The organism is Streptomyces sp. L2 (genome assembly GCF_004124325.1).
GTDB lineage: Bacteria > Actinomycetota > Actinomycetes > Streptomycetales > Streptomycetaceae > Streptomyces.
Genome location: NZ_QBDT01000001.1, coordinates 5128640 through 5143110, shown reverse-complemented (window position 1 = coordinate 5143110; position 14471 = coordinate 5128640). Strand labels below are relative to the sequence as shown.

The following is a 14471-nucleotide window of genomic DNA, read 5'->3' as shown; positions in this document are numbered from 1 at the left end:
CTCCTCGGCCCAGATCCCGCGCACGCTCCGTGACGGGACGCCCCCGTGTCGCAGGGGTTCACCGGAGCATGCACGAGAGGCGCACGTAACGCAATGGTTGCTGCCCCGTACAGGCGGTTTGCACAGGATTCGCTGATGCGGCGGTGACCGACTGATCGAACCGGCGTTGAACCCGGTGTGCCGCCGCCGAGGGAGTACGAGATGACCGGACCCGGATCCACCCGCGAACCGCAGTCCGCGCCGGACACCGTGAGCGACGTGATCCGCTGGGCCGCCTTCAGCTGCGTCCTCGTCCCGCTGGTCCTCGTCTGGTACGGCACCTCGCTCGCCGGAGCGGCCGGCGCCGCCCTCGGACTGGCCGCCGTCACCGCCGTGTGCCGGGTGCTGCTGCGCCGCTCGGAGCGTTGCGCCACGCAAAGAGGCGGACGTCACACCAGGGGCCGTACACCGGTCGACTGACCGGTTTCCGCACCCTCGAACGCATCTTTTCAGCCAACTTCTCGATACCGGCCGGGAAGCGCCCCAACCACCCCCCAACCCCCGTTCCACCTGCACGGAAAGGGTCTGCGGGGCCCTGCGCACCCTACGCGGTTTGGCCACGGCGACAAGGCGTACTTCCCTGCGGGCCCCGCGAGTGCAACGCTTCGTGATCGAATGCTTCACGCCAAGTTGTCATGTCGACAATGTGCCGCGTGCGGAACTGGTCACCGCGGGACCGCGGGAACCAGTAGATTCGATCTTGACTTTCTTTACGGCGGGGGACTCGTGCAGGACCGAGGGGAAACGTGCAGGTGCGACACAACCGAGGAGCCGCGACCACCGAGGGGGGCTTAGCAGGATGAGCCACGACTCCACTGCCGTGCCGGACGCCGCGGCCCGGAAACTCTCCGGGCGACGCCGCAAGGAGATCGTCGCGGTGCTGCTGTTCAGCGGCGGCCCCATTTTCGAGAGCTCCATACCACTTTCGGTGTTCGGGATCGACCGCCAGGACGCCGGAGTACCGCGCTACCGACTGCTGGTGTGCGCCGGTGAGGAAGGCCCGCTGCGGACCACAGGGGGCCTGGAACTCACCGCGCCGCACGGACTGGAGGCGATATCGCGCGCCGGGACGGTCGTCGTGCCGGCCTGGCGATCGATCACCTCGCCGCCACCGGAGGAGGCGCTCGACGCGCTGCGCCGGGCGCACGAGGAGGGTGCCCGCATCGTCGGGCTGTGCACGGGCGCGTTCGTCCTCGCGGCGGCGGGCCTGCTGGACGGCCGTCCGGCGACCACCCACTGGATGTACGCGCCGACGCTGGCCAAGCGCTATCCGTCGGTGCACGTGGACCCGCGGGAACTGTTCGTCGACGACGGCGACGTGCTGACGTCGGCCGGTACGGCGGCGGGCATCGACCTGTGTCTGCACATCGTGCGCACGGACCACGGCAACGAGGCGGCCGGCGCGCTCGCCCGGCGCCTGGTGGTCCCGCCGCGCCGCAGTGGCGGTCAGGAGCGCTACCTCGACAGGTCTTTACCAGAGGAGATCGGCGCCGACCCGCTGGCCGAGGTCGTCGCCTGGGCGCTGGAACACCTCCACGAGCAGTTCGACGTGGAGACCCTGGCGGCACGCGCCTACATGAGCCGCCGTACGTTCGACCGCCGGTTCCGTTCGCTGACGGGCAGTGCGCCGCTGCAGTGGCTGATCACCCAGCGGGTTCTGCAGGCGCAGCGCCTGCTGGAGACGTCGGACTACTCGGTGGACGAGGTGGCGGGGCGGTGCGGCTTCCGTTCACCGGTCGCGCTGCGCGGGCACTTCCGCCGCCAGCTCGGCTCGTCCCCGGCGGCGTACCGGGCCGCCTACCGGGCGCGTCGTCCGCAGGGTGACCGGCACGGTGAGGCGGACGCACCGGTGCCGTCGCCCGGCCCGTCGGCCCCGCCCGGTCTGGGCGGCCCCGGTCCGGTGGGCCCGGTTCCGGCCCTGCTGCACCCCGACGCGGGGGTGCCGCTGCAGAGCCGGCGGCAGGCGGCGGGCGCGGTGAGCCTGCTGCCGGGACCGCGCACCGCGAGCTGACCGGACAACGGCCCTGAGCGAGGGGGCGGGCATCTGCCCGCCCCCTCGTCGCGATGCCGGGGCCGGCAGGGGGAGCCACAAATGCGAACGTCAGCCTTAGGGTGGTCGCATGAACGATCGCATGGTGTGGATCGACTGCGAGATGACCGGCCTCTCGCTGTCCGACGACGCTCTCATCGAGGTGGCCGCCCTCGTCACGGACTCCGAGCTGAACGTGCTCGGCGAGGGTGTGGACATCGTTATCCGCCCGCCTGACCGGGCGCTGGAAACGATGCCGGAGGTGGTGCGCCAGATGCACACCTCCTCCGGGCTGCTGGCCGAGCTGGCCGGCGGCACCACGCTGGCCGACGCCGAGGAGCAGGTCCTCGCCTATGTGCGGGAGCACGTGAAGGAACCCGGCAAGGCCCCGCTGTGCGGCAACTCCGTCGGCACCGACCGCGGCTTCCTGCTGCGGGACATGCCGACCCTGGAGGACTACCTCCACTACCGGATCGTCGACGTCTCCTCCATCAAGGAACTGGCCCGCCGCTGGTACCCGCGCGCCTATTTCAACAGCCCGGAGAAGAACGGCAACCACCGCGCACTCGCCGACATCCGCGAGTCGATCGCCGAGCTGCGCTACTACCGCGAGGCCGTCTTCGTCCCCCAGCCCGGCCCCGACTCCGAGACGGCGAAGTCGATCGCCGCGCGGCACGTCCTGCCTGCCCGATAAGGCCCCCCGGGCCCTGCCCGCCGGCCCACCGAAAAGCCGTGCGCGAGCACCCCTTCGGACCCTGTACACTTTTTCTCGGCCGGTCGGGGAAACGAAAGTTTCCAGCGCCGGTCGTGGTGGGTGTAGCTCAGATGGTAGAGCACCTGGTTGTGGTCCAGGATGTCGCGGGTTCGAGTCCCGTCACTCACCCTGAATGATCAAGCCCCTGACCTGGGAACAGGTCAGGGGCTTGATCTTTGCGCCTGCGCGGGAGCACGACGCTCCGGCTCCCCCTCCGGGACCGGCTCAGACGTCAGAGGTGCCCGGTGGGCGTACAGGGCCGCGAGGTCGTGCCGACCGAACGAGGAATTCTCCAGCCACTTCACCGAACCGACGAAGCGGATCTCCTTGGCCACCATGTGACGGTCCGCACCGACGATGTCGATCTCGACGTCGTCGATGCGCGTGCAGTACCCACGCAGCCAGAAACGCACGTACGGGTCGGCGACCCGACAGCGGCGGTCCCCTCATGTTACTGACATCAATGTCACTAACATGAATGTCAGTGACGCGGGTGCACAGTCACCCTGCCGGTCGCCGCACACAGGCGTCGTAGACCAGGAGAAGAGCCAGCGGGCCGGCGGGCAGGAGGAACCGTCCCTCGTGGGCGGCCTGGACAGCGTGATCCATCGGCCACCACATGAGCTTGAAGTCCTGCTCCGTCTCGGTCAGCTCCTGGGCACCGAGGGTGAGCTCGCAGGCCTCGAAGAGATGGACTCTGGCCGTCGAACCTAGGCAGATCGCGTACGCGCCGAGGGGACGCCACCGCTCGGCGGTGACTCCCGCTTCCTCGCGCAGTTCGCGGCGGGCGCACTCAAGCGGGGACTCGCCGGGTTCGAAACGGCCCCCGGGGAGGAAGAGGAAGTCACCCCCGTGGCGGGGAAAGTCGGCGCTCAGCACGGCCACCAGGCCGTTCGCGTCGCGGGCCACAACCACGGAGGCGTCACGCATCTCTTCGGTGCTCATGCCGGGCGAGCGTAACGGTCAGGAGTGCACCCAGGCGGCAAAAGGCACGTTGAACACCGCGCGCACCCCGGTCCCTTGTGCCGGCGCAACTCCGGCGGCCGGTACCGTGCCATGGTGGCCGACGACTGGGGATCCGTGGAGGAGACCGCCTACCTGTTCCGCTCTCCCGCCAACGCTGCCCGGCTGCTCGCCGCCGCCGAACGCGTCCGCGAAGGAAGCGAGCTCATCACCAGGAGCATGGAGGAGCTGTCCGCTCTCGCAACAGAGGGCGAGGACGGGTGAGGCACGTCCGTTTCGGCAGTCGGGGAAGGCAGGGTCCTCGTCCGGGCCCGCTGCCACCGCGAGTAGCGCACCCTCTACGACGACGCCCGTGGTACCAGTTCCGTGGGCAGCACCGCGTGCCGGCGCTCCAAGCCGCGCGAGGCCGCCGGGCGGCGGTCGGCGACCTCGGCGAGGAGGAGGTCGATCATCGCGCGGCCCATTTCTTCGATGGGCTGACGGACGCTGGTGAGGGGCGGGTCCATGTGGCGGGCGATGGCGGAGTCGTCGTAGCCGACGAGGGCGACGTCGTCCGGGATGCGGCGGCCGCGCTCGCGCAGCACCTGGCGGGCGCCCGCCGCCATCACGTCGGAGCCGGCGAAGACCGCGTCCAGGCCGGGGTGGCGCTCCAGCAGGGTGGTCATCGCGCGGCGGCCGCCCTCCTCGGTGAAGTCCCCCTGCTCGATGAGCTGTTCGTCGACCCGGTGGCCGGCGTCCCGCAGGGCGTCGCGGTAGCCGTCGACGCGGCGCTGGGCACCGTACACGTCGAGGCGCCCGGTGATGTGCGCGACCGTGCGCCGGCCCCGGCTCAGCAGGTGCTCCACCGCCGACCGGCCGCCGCCGTAGTTGTCGGAGTCGACCGACGTGAGCGTCTCCCCGCCCGAGCGGGGGCCGCTGATGACCGCCGGGATCTCCAGCTGGGCCAGCATGTCGGGGAGCGGGTCGTCGGCGTGGACCGAGACCAGCAGGACGCCGTCGACGCGGTGCGCTGCCAGGTACTGGGCCAGCCGCTGCCGCTCCCGGTCGCTGCCCGCGAAGATCAGCAGCAGCTGCATCTCGGTGTCGGACAGTCCGGCGCCGACGCCGCGCAGCATGTCCGAGAAGTACGGTTCCGCGAAGAACCGGGTCTCCGGCTCGGGGACGACCAGGGCGATGGCGTCGGTGCGGTTGGCGGCGAGGGCGCGGGCGGCGGTGTTCGGGACGTAGCCGAGTTCCTCGACGGCCGCCTCGACGGCCGCGCGGGTCGCGTCGCTGACCCGGGGCGAGCCGTTGATCACCCGCGAGACCGTGCCCCGGCCGACCCCGGCACGGGCGGCGACCTCTTCGAGCGTCGGCCGCCCCCCGCTCCGGCCCCGCACCCCGTGGCTTGCCATGGGTTCCGCCTCCCTCGACACCAACACCGGCACCTGCATCCCGGCTGGCCTGGAATCTAACAGCCCCGGCCGGTGCGAGGGCTGCCCCGTACGGGAGCCGGGCCCCACGCCCGGCCCGAAGCCCGGTCTCGCGCGCTCGCCCGCCGGACCCGCGCGACCCGGTCCCACCTCTACGCGCCCCGCTGGGTACCGGCAACCCGCCTCGCCCGGCGGTGCCCAGCAGAGCTCCCGGACCGCGCGTGCAGGCGAACAGACCACGTCTGTCGAACTTGTGTCCCGGCACGCGACGTTTCCCGTTTCTCACCATCTTGCGCGACCCCTCGGTATTGGCAGACGGAAACGCGCGGGTCAACCATGCTGCGTCTGTGCCAACTCGTCTTGGTCACCCCCTCGGCGCCGACGAGCGACCGAGGTAGGCAGGCGCGCGGATCACGCCCCTCGGTACCGATAGGCACCGGCCCCCGCCGCGTGGCGAGGGCCGGGTTACTCAGGGCTGGTGGGGGCGCGGGTCATCCGTGCTGCTTGGCGAACTCCACGAGCCCGGCGAACCCCCCACGGGTCAGGGCCAGGTGCGGGCCGTTCGGGTCCTTGCTGTCACGGACCAGGAACTCACCCGTGGCCGCCGCGTGCTCCGGCGCCCACTCGATGCACTGGCCACCTTCGCCACCGCTGTACGTGCTCTTGACCCACGCCCACTCGATGCAGTTGCCGCCTTCGCCACCGCTGTACGTGCTCTTGACCCACCGCAGGGGCCGGGGGCCGTGCGTGCTGCTCATCTGGCGTACTCCTCCGCGATCTCTCGAATCAGAGCAAGGGACTCCTCGGGGTCGCGAGCCGACGCCCGCAGACGCTCGTACGCCGTGCGCGCCGTGTCCACCGCCGTGGCGGAGTCCGTCACGTGCCCCTGCCCCCTGCTCTCCGAGTACAGGACTGTCGCCCCATCGTCTGATGTCAGCAGGTTAAACGGTAGGGACGACGCGGGGGCACCCGCGTCGAAGCGAAGAACCTGAAGCGTGATGTGGGGGTTTCCCCCCTCTGAGGCAAGGTGGCGGAGCTGGTCGGCCATGACGGCCCGGCTGCCCACCACTGTGCGCAGCGTCGATTCGTGCAGGATCACCCAGAGCAGGGGCGGTGCGTCGCGCTCCATGACCGCTCGACGGGCCAGCCTGGCCTCGACCCTGGCCTTGATCTGGTCGTCGGCCTCCCGCGGGTGCGTGGCCCGGAACGTCGCTTCCGCGTACTCCCACGTCTGCAAGATGCCCATGATCAGGGCGTTGGAGTAGTCCTCGATCCGGCTGGCCTGCTTCTCCAGGTTGATGTACGGCACGAACCAGCCGGGGTGTCCGCGCTCGCTGACCCGGACCAGCAGGCGGGCGAAGTAGCCGGACGTGTTGAAGAACCGGTCACACCATTCGGCGAAGTGAGTCGACGGCAGCGCCTTGCCGTTCTTGACCTTGGATACGTACGGCTCCTTGTAGCCCGTGGCGTCGGCCAGTTGGCGCTGGCTGGCGCCTTTGTGAGCCAGCGCCGCCTCCACCTCACGTCCGAACCACTCAAGGCCGTTCGCGGGCTCACCAATCAGGTCGGGTGATGGTTCGGACATGCGTTCAACTCCCCTTCTTTCCATGTGGTTTGGAAACCCTTTTGACCTGTTGAGAGTACGTCGCGCCGGTGATGCTGGGACTACACAACGTAAGTACTCGCCCCGCATGAGGGACGAGCGACCAACGGTGTACGGAGTGGCAGACATGACGACGGCAGGCAGTCAGCAGACGGCCACGGACAAGGTCAGAGACGCCGAACGGGCGCGCGACGAACTGCGCGACGCGCTCAAGTCGACGGGGGTGCGACTGCCCTCCCTCGGGCTCGACGCCGTTTCGTGCGCCGGGTCTGCGCCGCTCGCGTTGATCGACTTGGGGCGCTGCAACGTGGCCACGGCACGCGCCTTGGCCGCCGCGCTTCGGGCGAACGCGGGCGAGCAGCAGGGGGCGGCACGGTGATCTTGCGCGTGTTCCGCTATATCCCGTTCACCATCGAGCAGGACCAGACGGCAGAGCCGGAATACGAAGCGCGCTGCGTGGCCGGCGACGAATCCGAGTGCGGGGCCGAGTCCGGCACGCAGAGCGGCCCGGGGCCGGTCGAGGAGTGGCAGCGCAAGCACACGCAGGAGACCGGGCACCGGCACTACCGCAGGAACTTCGGCGACTACGCGGTGATGCGGCCCCCGGCGGAACTGGCCGAACCGGTGGAAGCGGACGGGGGTACGGCGTGATGTTCGCCCCGTCCTCAGAGCGCCCGTGGCGTGACGCGTGGCCCCTGGTCGCACAGGTCGGCGACGGGAACGCGTGGCTGACGGGGGCGTGCTGGCTGTACTGCCGCCGTGAGGGCGTGGCCGTGCTGTGGGTCGGCTCCGTGGCCACGCCCGGGGCGACGGGCGACGTGTACGCCTGCGGCCCGTGTATGGCGGAGCTTGACCACATGGTGCGAACGCAGACACACGACCGGGACAGGCGCGACCGCGCCGTGCGGTCCGGTGCTCTCGCCGTTCCCGCCCACGTGCCCCCGCCGCACGCGTTGCCCGGGGGCGGTTCCGGCGGCCGTCACCGGCAACCGCGCCGCGAGCGGGACCCGTACCCCCTGAGCCTGTCCGCCGGGAAGGCGCGATGACCGAGACAAAGACCATGGCGTGCGAGCACCGGCAGACCGAGAAGCGCGACGACAAGACGTACTGCCGGGGCTGCAAACGACAGCTCTACCTGTGAAGACTCCGCCCCTGCCGGGGATGACCTGTTCACGGTTTTCCCACACCACCCCCGGTAGGGGCGGGCACCACCCCCGCCCCGGCTGGATCATCCGCCCGCAACCCTTGGACAGGTCGAGCGCCGGCCGGGGTGGGGTCCGCACGACGACACCACCGTAGGAAGCGACCAAGGAGGAGACTTGCAGACGAGCCTCGCAATTACGGAGAGCACCACGCCGGCCCCATGGGGGCTGCGCCGTATGACACCGCTGCGCAACGGTGCTCCCTCGCCATGGCGGTACGCGGGCATCGACCCGGCCACCCAGACCGGCCGATGGGTCGGGGAGGGCGGAGCGATGACGCCGGCCGAACTCGGCAAGCACGGTACGAGCGTGAACACCTACCCGCCCACGCAGGTCGGGAAGGACGGCAAGGTGGATGCCGACTCCGGCCACGACGCGACACAGGATTAGGGGGTAGCGCCATGAACGGGCGCCCGGTGCTGGTCTGCACGGAGTACGAGGACGCGACCGCTGATCTGGTCATCGCGGAACTGAACCGGCGCCGGGTGCCCGTCCTCCGGTTCGATCCGGGGCGCGACTTCCCCGCGCGCGTGGCTCTCGCCGCGCATGTGGGGGCTGGGGACACCTCCCGGACGGGGTCTGGGGAAGGATGGGGTGGCCGGCTGACGGTCGGGGAACGCACGGCCGACCTGTCCGCCGTACGCGCCCTGTACCACCGTCGGCCGAGTCCCTACCCGACGAGGAGCGGCGAACAGGCGGCCCGGTTCGCCGCGCAGGAGAACCGGCGCGGCCTGGGCGGCGTGCTGGGCGCGCTGCCGGGGTGCCTGTACCTGAGCCACCCGCAGGCCATCGCGCGGACGGAGTACAAGCCCGCGCAGCTCGACGTGGCAACCCGGGTCGGGCTCACGGTCCCGGCCACCCTCATCACGAACGACCCGGGGGAGGCCAAGGCGTTCTGCGCCGGCCACCCCACGATCTACAAGCCGTTGCACGCGGGGGCGTACGAGGTCGGGGGCGAGCCCGCCGGCATCTGGGCCGCCCCGGTCGAGGCGGGCGAGATCGACAGCGCGGTGAGCCGCAGCGCGCACCTGTTCCAAGCGCAGGTGCCCAAGGCGGCGGACGTGCGGGCCGTCGTCGTCGGCGAGCGGGTGTTCAGCGCCCGGATCACCGCGCCGCCCGGAGTCGTGGACTGGCGGGCCGAGTACCAGAGCCTCGTCTATGAGCCGGTCGCCTGCCCGGAGGAGATACACGGGGCGCTGCTGCGGTTCCTGGCCGCCTTCGGACTGAACTTCGGCGCGTTCGACTTCGCCGTGACCGGCGACGGCGAATGGTGGTTTCTGGAGTGCAACCCCAACGGCCAATGGGCGTGGCTCGAAGACGCGGCCGGACTGCCGATCACACACGCAATCGCAGACCTGTTGGAGAACGGAGCGAGTCAGCATGAGTGACCCCCTGCCGTCGGAACGTCTACGGGCCGTCCTCGCGCGGCGTCTGTCCAGGTCCGGCATCCTGCGCGGCCCCGAATGGGAAGCGGCCGTCATGTCGGTACCCCGCGAGGCGTTCCTCGCGCACGGCTGGTTCGAGTACGAAGAGGGCGGCTGGTACCGCCCGGAGTCCGGGGACGGCCCGGACGGACTCGCCCGGATCTACGAAGACGACACCCTCGTGACACAGGTGGCCGGGGGCGTCTTCCCCGACCAGGTCGAGGGACGCGTCTCCGCCGCCCCCTCGTCGTCGTCCACCCTGCCGAGTCTGGTCGTGCGGATGCTCGAAGACCTGCGGGCGACCGAGGGGACGCGCGTGCTGGAGATCGGCACGGGCACGGGCTACTCCACCGCGCTGCTGTGCCATGTCGTCGGCGAGGACAACGTGACCACGGTCGAGGTCGACCCGGAGGTGTCCGCCCGCGCCGGAATGGCCCTCTCGGGCGCAGGGTATTGGCCTGCCCGCGTGGTCGGTGACGGACTGGCCGGCTACAAAGAGGGCGGCCCGTATGACCGCGTGATCGCTACGTGCGGCGTGCTCACGGTGCCGGCCGACTGGCTCGCGCAGACCCGGCCCGGCGGTGAGGTCCTGGTCACGGTCGGCGGCTGGATGCACGCGTCCGAACTCGTCCGGCTCACGGTCGCCGACGACGGCACGGCGAGCGGCCCGGTTCTCGGCGGACAGGTCTCGTTCATGCTGGCCCGTCCCCACCTCCCGCCCCCGCTGGGTGTCCTGCCGAACCTCGGCGAGGGCGACGCGGCGCCCGCCGAACTGGGCGCGGATGCGCTCGACGACTGGACGGCCCGGTTCGTCGCGCAGTTCGCCGCGCCCCGCGCACAGCGGTTCACGCTGGAACGGGACGGCCGGACGGAACACGTCGTGATCGACGTGGACGCCGACGCGTGGGCGGTCGTCTTCCGCGACGGCGCGCGGTGGATGGTCCGGCAGGGTGGCACGGCGCGTCTGTGGGACGACATCACCAGGCGCGTCACGCAGTGGCAGGCGGACGGGCGCCCGCCTGCCGACCGTATGCGGCTGTACGTAGGCCCCGACGGGCAACGCCTCACCTGGGTGTGACCGTGGGCTGACATCCAATGCCGCCCCGTCTGTCCGTCGTTCCCCCGTGGCGGACGGGCGGGGCTTCCTCACGCGTCCGGGGCCGGCGCTCCGGGTGGCTGCCCGACGACGCACGTCCCACGCCCTGATACGGCGTAGACGAGTCCTTCCTCGGTGAGTGCGGCGATCGCGCGGCGGACGGTGGTGGCGGGACAGCCCGTACGCGTCGGCGAGGGTGTTCTTGCTGGGCATGGCGCGGTCGGGTCTGGTCTCGAGTCGCCCCGCTTCACGCGTGCGCGCAAGATCCCCGCGAGCTGCTGGAACGGCACCCTTGGCACGTCGCGCTCCACCTGGTCATGCGGACCGTACTCCATCGGGCGGGAAGCCCTATCAGCGACGAGTCGGCACGAGCCCGTGAACGCCCCTTACCCCACCCCGCCCCGAGCGGGCAGAGTCGGTGCCGGACACCCGAGCCGGAGGCCGCGCGAGGAAAAGTCTCGAAGAGATATCGCCGCGTTCCCTCCCTTGACACCCCGTCCCGGACCGGCGACTCTTCAACACATCACTTGTGGGAGCGCTCCCACAGACCCTGGCACATACACAACCCGCACGTTCCCCGCCCGAGCCGCAGCCAGCACGAACGGGCCCAATTCCACGCAGTTGGCCGGGGGGTCGGCACGTCAGGCAACAGGAGGACGCAATGCGCACGAGCATCCGCCGGTCCCACCGGCTGGTGGCCTTCACGGCCGTGGCCGCTCTGGCCACGGGGCTGCTGGCCGGCTGCGCCAACGACTCGGACGACGGCTCGTCGGACGCCTCGGGCGGCAACGGCAAGGGCAAGATCACGCTGACCGTCGGGACCTTCGGCGTCTTCGGCTACAAGCAGTCCGGCCTCTACGACGAGTACATGAAGCTCCACCCGGACATCAACATCAAGGAGAACGTCACCACCCGTACCGACGTCTACTGGCCCAAGGTCCTCACCCGCCTCCAGGCCGGCTCCGGCACGGACGACATCCAGGCCATCGAGGTCGGCAACATCACCGAGGCCGTGCAGACGCAGGCGGACAAGTTCGTCGACCTCGGCAAGGAGGTCGACAAGTCCCAGTGGCTGGACTGGAAGAACGCCCAGGCCACCACCAAGGACGGCAAGCTCATCGGGCTCGGCACCGACGTCGGCCCGATGGCCATCTGCTACCGCAAGGACCTGTTCAAGAAGGCCGGGCTGCCCACCGACCGGGAGACGCTCGCCAAGGAGTGGAAGGGCGACTGGGCGAAGTACGTCGACGTCGGCAAGCAGTACATGAAGAAGGCGCCCGACGGCACCAAGTTCGTGGACTCGGCCTCCTCCGTCTACAACGCGGCCCTCGGTGGCGGCAGCGAGCGGTACTACGACAAGGACGGCAACGTCATCTGGGACAAGTCCTCCGGCGTGAAGAAGGCCTGGGACGTCGCGATGAGCGTGGCCACCAGTGACATGTCGGCCAAGCTAAAGCAGTTCGACAAGCCGTGGGACCAGGGCTTCGCCAACGCCAAGTTCGCCACCGTGGCCTGCCCGGCCTGGATGATCGGCTACATCGAGCAGAAGTCCGGTGACTCGGGCAAGGGCAACTGGGACGTGGCGGCGGCGCCGACCGCGGCCAACTGGGGCGGCTCGTTCATCGGTGTGCCGAAGGCGGGCAAGCACCAGAAGGAGGCCATCGCCCTGGCCAAGTGGCTGACCGCGCCGGCCCAGCAGGCCAAGGTCTTCGCCAAGCAGGCCAGCTTCCCGTCGACCCCGTCGGCGTACGCGAGCCTGAAGCCGGCCGCGGACACCACGGCGTACTTCTCGAACGCGCCGATCACCCAGATCTTCGCCGCCTCGGCCAAGACCATCCCGGTGCAGTACTTCGGCACCAAGGACCAGCCGATCAACTCCGCCCTGACGGACGTCGGCATCCTCCAGGTCGAGCAGAAGGGCAAGTCGCCCTCGCAGGGCTGGGACGCCGCGAAGAACGAGATCAAGGACGTGCTCGGCCAGTGACCAGCTCCAAGCAGGCTCTCGCGCGCCCCGCGACGAGCGCCGACTCCGCGCCCGGCACCCCGCCGGGCGCGGCCCGGGGCGCTCACGGTCCTGGTGCTCCGGCGGGCGACGACTCGTGGCGCCGCCGGCTGTACCGCTGGGACATGAAGGCCGCGCCGTACGCGTTCGTGGCCCCCTTCTTCATCCTCTTCGGCGCCTTCTCGCTGATCCCGCTGCTCTACACGGCCTGGTACTCGCTGCACGACGTGCAGCTGTCCTCGCTGGACCACCAGACATGGGCGGGGCTGGGCAACTACCAGCGCCTGCTGTCCTCGGACTTCTTCTGGAACGCCCTGAAGAACACGTTCACCATCGGACTGATCTCGACCGTGCCGCAGTTGCTCGCGGCGCTGGGGCTCGCCCATCTGCTGAACTACAAGCTGCGGGGCTCCACCGCGTGGCGCGTGGTGATGCTGACGCCGTACGCCACCTCGGTGGCGGCCGCGACCCTGGTGTTCACGCTGCTGTACTCGTGGGACGGCGGCATGGTCAACTGGGTGCTCCACTTCTTCGGCGTGGACCCGGTCAACTGGCGTGAGTCGGACTGGGGTTCGCAGTTCGCGGTGTCGTCCATCGTGATCTGGCGGTGGACCGGCTACAACGCGCTGATCTACCTGGCGGCGATGCAGGCGATCCCGGCCGACCTGTACGAGTCGGCGGCGATCGACGGCGCCAACCGCTGGCAGCAGTTCCGGCACGTGACGATCCCGCAGCTGCGGCCGACGATCCTGTTCACGGTCGTCGTCTCCACCATCGGCGCCACGCAGCTGTTCGGTGAACCGCTGCTGTTCGGCGGGGTGAGCGGGTCCAAGGGCGGCTCCGAGCACCAGTACCAGACGCTCGGTCTGTACATGTACGACCAGGGCTGGGTCATCGGCAACCTCGGCAAGGCGTCCGCGATCGCCTGGACGATGTTCCTGCTCCTGCTGATCATCGCCGCGGTCAATCTGCTGCTCACCCGACGGCTGAGGAAGTCCCAATGACCACCAGTGAACTCACCCTGCCCAAGGCGGCGACGGAGAAGCCCGGGCGGCGCCGGGCGACGGGCGCGGGCAAGCAGCTGCACGCCGGCCCGGTGACGTACGTCGTGCTGACCGTGTTCGCGCTGGTGTCGCTGGCCCCGCTGGTGTGGACGGCGATCGCCGCCTCGCGCACCGACCGGCGGCTCGCCGAGACCCCGCCGCCGCTGTGGTTCGGCGGCAACCTGTTCAAGAACCTCCAGGCCGCCTGGGACCAGGCCGGTCTCGGCACGGCGATGCTGAACTCGGTGATCGTCGCCGGCACGATCACCGTCAGCACGGTGCTGTTCTCCACGCTGGCCGGGTTCGCCTTCGCCAAGCTGCGGTTCAGGTTCTCCGGACTCCTGCTGCTGCTGACGATCGGCACGATGATGATCCCGCCGCAGCTGGCCGTCGTGCCGCTGTACCTGTGGATGTCCGACCTGGGCTGGTCCAACCAGCTGCAGACGGTGATCCTGCCGAGTCTGGTGACCGCGTTCGGCACGTTCTTCATGCGGCAGTACCTGGTGCAGGCGCTGCCGACGGAGCTGATCGAGGCGGCCCGGGTGGACGGGGCGAGCAGCCTGCGCGTCGTCTGGCACGTGGTGTTCCCGGCGGCGCGGCCCGCGATGGCCGTGCTGGGCCTGCTGACGTTCGTGTTCGCCTGGAACGACTTCCTGTGGCCGATCATCGCCCTGAACCAGCAGAACCCGACCGTGCAGGTGGCCCTCAACGCCCTCGGCACCGGCTACGTCCCGGACCAGGCGGTGATCATGGCGGGCGCGCTGCTCGGCACGCTGCCGCTGCTGATCGCCTTCCTGCTGTTCGGCAAGCAGATCGTGGGCGGGATCATGCAGGGCGCGATCAAGGGCTGACCGGCCCGGTACGACGACCTCAGGGGCCGCCGGTCCACCACCGCTCCGGCCCC

General features: G+C 70.2%; 16 protein-coding genes, 1 tRNA gene and 1 pseudogene. 13 read left to right on the top strand and 5 right to left on the bottom strand.

Going from position 1 to position 14471, the window contains the following annotated elements; all coding sequences use genetic code 11:
* Positions 1–201: 201 nt before the first annotated feature.
* The 4 genes from DBP14_RS22995 to DBP14_RS22980 all read left to right on the top strand — a co-directional run bounded on the left by DBP14_RS22995 (position 202) and on the right by DBP14_RS22980 (position 2951).
* Positions 202–459, top strand: coding sequence for a hypothetical protein (locus tag DBP14_RS22995; protein ID WP_206739324.1), 258 nt, complete (start codon positions 202–204; stop codon positions 457–459).
* A 379-nt stretch (positions 460–838) separates the two neighbouring features.
* Entirely contained in the window at positions 839–2050 is a 1212-nt protein-coding gene (locus DBP14_RS22990) for a helix-turn-helix domain-containing protein (RefSeq protein ID WP_129309039.1), read from the top strand.
* Positions 2051–2159: 109 nt separating this feature from the next.
* A complete protein-coding gene (gene orn / locus DBP14_RS22985) occupies positions 2160–2762 on the top strand; it encodes an oligoribonuclease (RefSeq protein ID WP_129309038.1) in 603 nt (200 codons plus the stop codon).
* A gap of 116 nt (positions 2763–2878) precedes the next feature.
* Positions 2879–2951, top strand: a tRNA-His gene (locus DBP14_RS22980).
* Between the two features lie 86 nt (positions 2952–3037).
* On the opposite strand, the pseudogene DBP14_RS22975 reads toward DBP14_RS22980, so the two are convergent.
* Both DBP14_RS22975 and DBP14_RS22970 read right to left on the bottom strand, forming a co-directional pair.
* A pseudogene (locus tag DBP14_RS22975) lies at positions 3038–3265 on the bottom strand (hypothetical protein); the annotation flags it as partial.
* A gap of 58 nt (positions 3266–3323) precedes the next feature.
* The gene (locus DBP14_RS22970; RefSeq protein WP_241741009.1) at positions 3324–3767 is read right to left on the bottom strand and encodes an NUDIX hydrolase; all 444 of its coding nucleotides are present in this window, start codon (positions 3765–3767) and stop codon (positions 3324–3326) included.
* A gap of 111 nt (positions 3768–3878) precedes the next feature.
* On the opposite strand from DBP14_RS22970, the gene DBP14_RS36170 reads away from it, so the two are divergent.
* Positions 3879–4049, top strand: coding sequence for a hypothetical protein (locus DBP14_RS36170; RefSeq protein ID WP_164992389.1), 171 nt, complete (start codon positions 3879–3881; stop codon positions 4047–4049).
* A gap of 74 nt (positions 4050–4123) precedes the next feature.
* Here DBP14_RS36170 and DBP14_RS22965 read toward each other — a convergent pair whose 3' ends face one another.
* From DBP14_RS22965 to DBP14_RS22955, 3 genes are all read right to left on the bottom strand, one after another.
* The gene (locus DBP14_RS22965; protein ID WP_129309037.1) at positions 4124–5179 is read right to left on the bottom strand and encodes a LacI family DNA-binding transcriptional regulator; all 1056 of its coding nucleotides are present in this window, start codon (positions 5177–5179) and stop codon (positions 4124–4126) included.
* 509 nt (positions 5180–5688) lie between these two features.
* Positions 5689–5955, bottom strand: coding sequence for a DUF397 domain-containing protein (locus tag DBP14_RS22960; RefSeq protein WP_129309036.1), 267 nt, complete (start codon positions 5953–5955; stop codon positions 5689–5691).
* The gene (locus tag DBP14_RS22955; protein ID WP_129309035.1) at positions 5952–6782 is read right to left on the bottom strand and encodes a helix-turn-helix transcriptional regulator; all 831 of its coding nucleotides are present in this window, start codon (positions 6780–6782) and stop codon (positions 5952–5954) included. The genes DBP14_RS22960 and DBP14_RS22955 overlap by 4 nt, the downstream gene beginning before the upstream one ends.
* Positions 6783–6927: 145 nt before the next feature.
* Here DBP14_RS22955 and DBP14_RS22950 point away from each other — a divergent pair, with 145 nt between their 5' ends.
* From DBP14_RS22950 to DBP14_RS22905, 8 genes are all read left to right on the top strand, one after another.
* Positions 6928–7179, top strand: a complete 252-nt coding sequence (locus DBP14_RS22950; protein WP_129309034.1) for a hypothetical protein — start codon at positions 6928–6930, stop codon at positions 7177–7179.
* Entirely contained in the window at positions 7176–7451 is a 276-nt protein-coding gene (locus DBP14_RS22945; protein WP_129309033.1) for a hypothetical protein, read from the top strand. The genes DBP14_RS22950 and DBP14_RS22945 overlap by 4 nt, the downstream gene beginning before the upstream one ends.
* 668 nt (positions 7452–8119) lie before the next feature.
* Positions 8120–8392, top strand: coding sequence for a putative ATP-grasp-modified RiPP (gene tgmA / locus DBP14_RS22935; RefSeq protein ID WP_241741008.1), 273 nt, complete (start codon positions 8120–8122; stop codon positions 8390–8392).
* A gap of 11 nt (positions 8393–8403) precedes the next feature.
* The gene (gene tgmB, locus DBP14_RS22930; RefSeq protein WP_129309032.1) at positions 8404–9390 is read left to right on the top strand and encodes an ATP-grasp ribosomal peptide maturase; all 987 of its coding nucleotides are present in this window, start codon (positions 8404–8406) and stop codon (positions 9388–9390) included.
* Positions 9383–10504, top strand: a complete 1122-nt coding sequence (tgmC, locus tag DBP14_RS22925) for an ATP-grasp peptide maturase system methyltransferase (protein ID WP_129309031.1) — start codon at positions 9383–9385, stop codon at positions 10502–10504. Before tgmB ends, tgmC begins: the two co-directional genes overlap by 8 nt.
* 679 nt (positions 10505–11183) lie before the next feature.
* Positions 11184–12506 carry an ABC transporter substrate-binding protein gene (locus tag DBP14_RS22915; RefSeq protein WP_129309029.1) on the top strand — a complete coding sequence of 441 codons (1323 nt, stop codon included), beginning with the start codon at positions 11184–11186 and terminating at the stop codon, positions 12504–12506.
* Positions 12503–13528: a sugar ABC transporter permease gene (locus DBP14_RS22910; protein ID WP_129309028.1), complete on the top strand. Its 1026-nt coding sequence runs from the start codon at positions 12503–12505 to the stop codon at positions 13526–13528. The genes DBP14_RS22915 and DBP14_RS22910 overlap by 4 nt, the downstream gene beginning before the upstream one ends.
* Positions 13525–14418: a carbohydrate ABC transporter permease gene (locus tag DBP14_RS22905; RefSeq protein ID WP_129309027.1), complete on the top strand. Its 894-nt coding sequence runs from the start codon at positions 13525–13527 to the stop codon at positions 14416–14418. Before DBP14_RS22910 ends, DBP14_RS22905 begins: the two co-directional genes overlap by 4 nt.
* Positions 14419–14471: the final 53 nt, after the last annotated feature.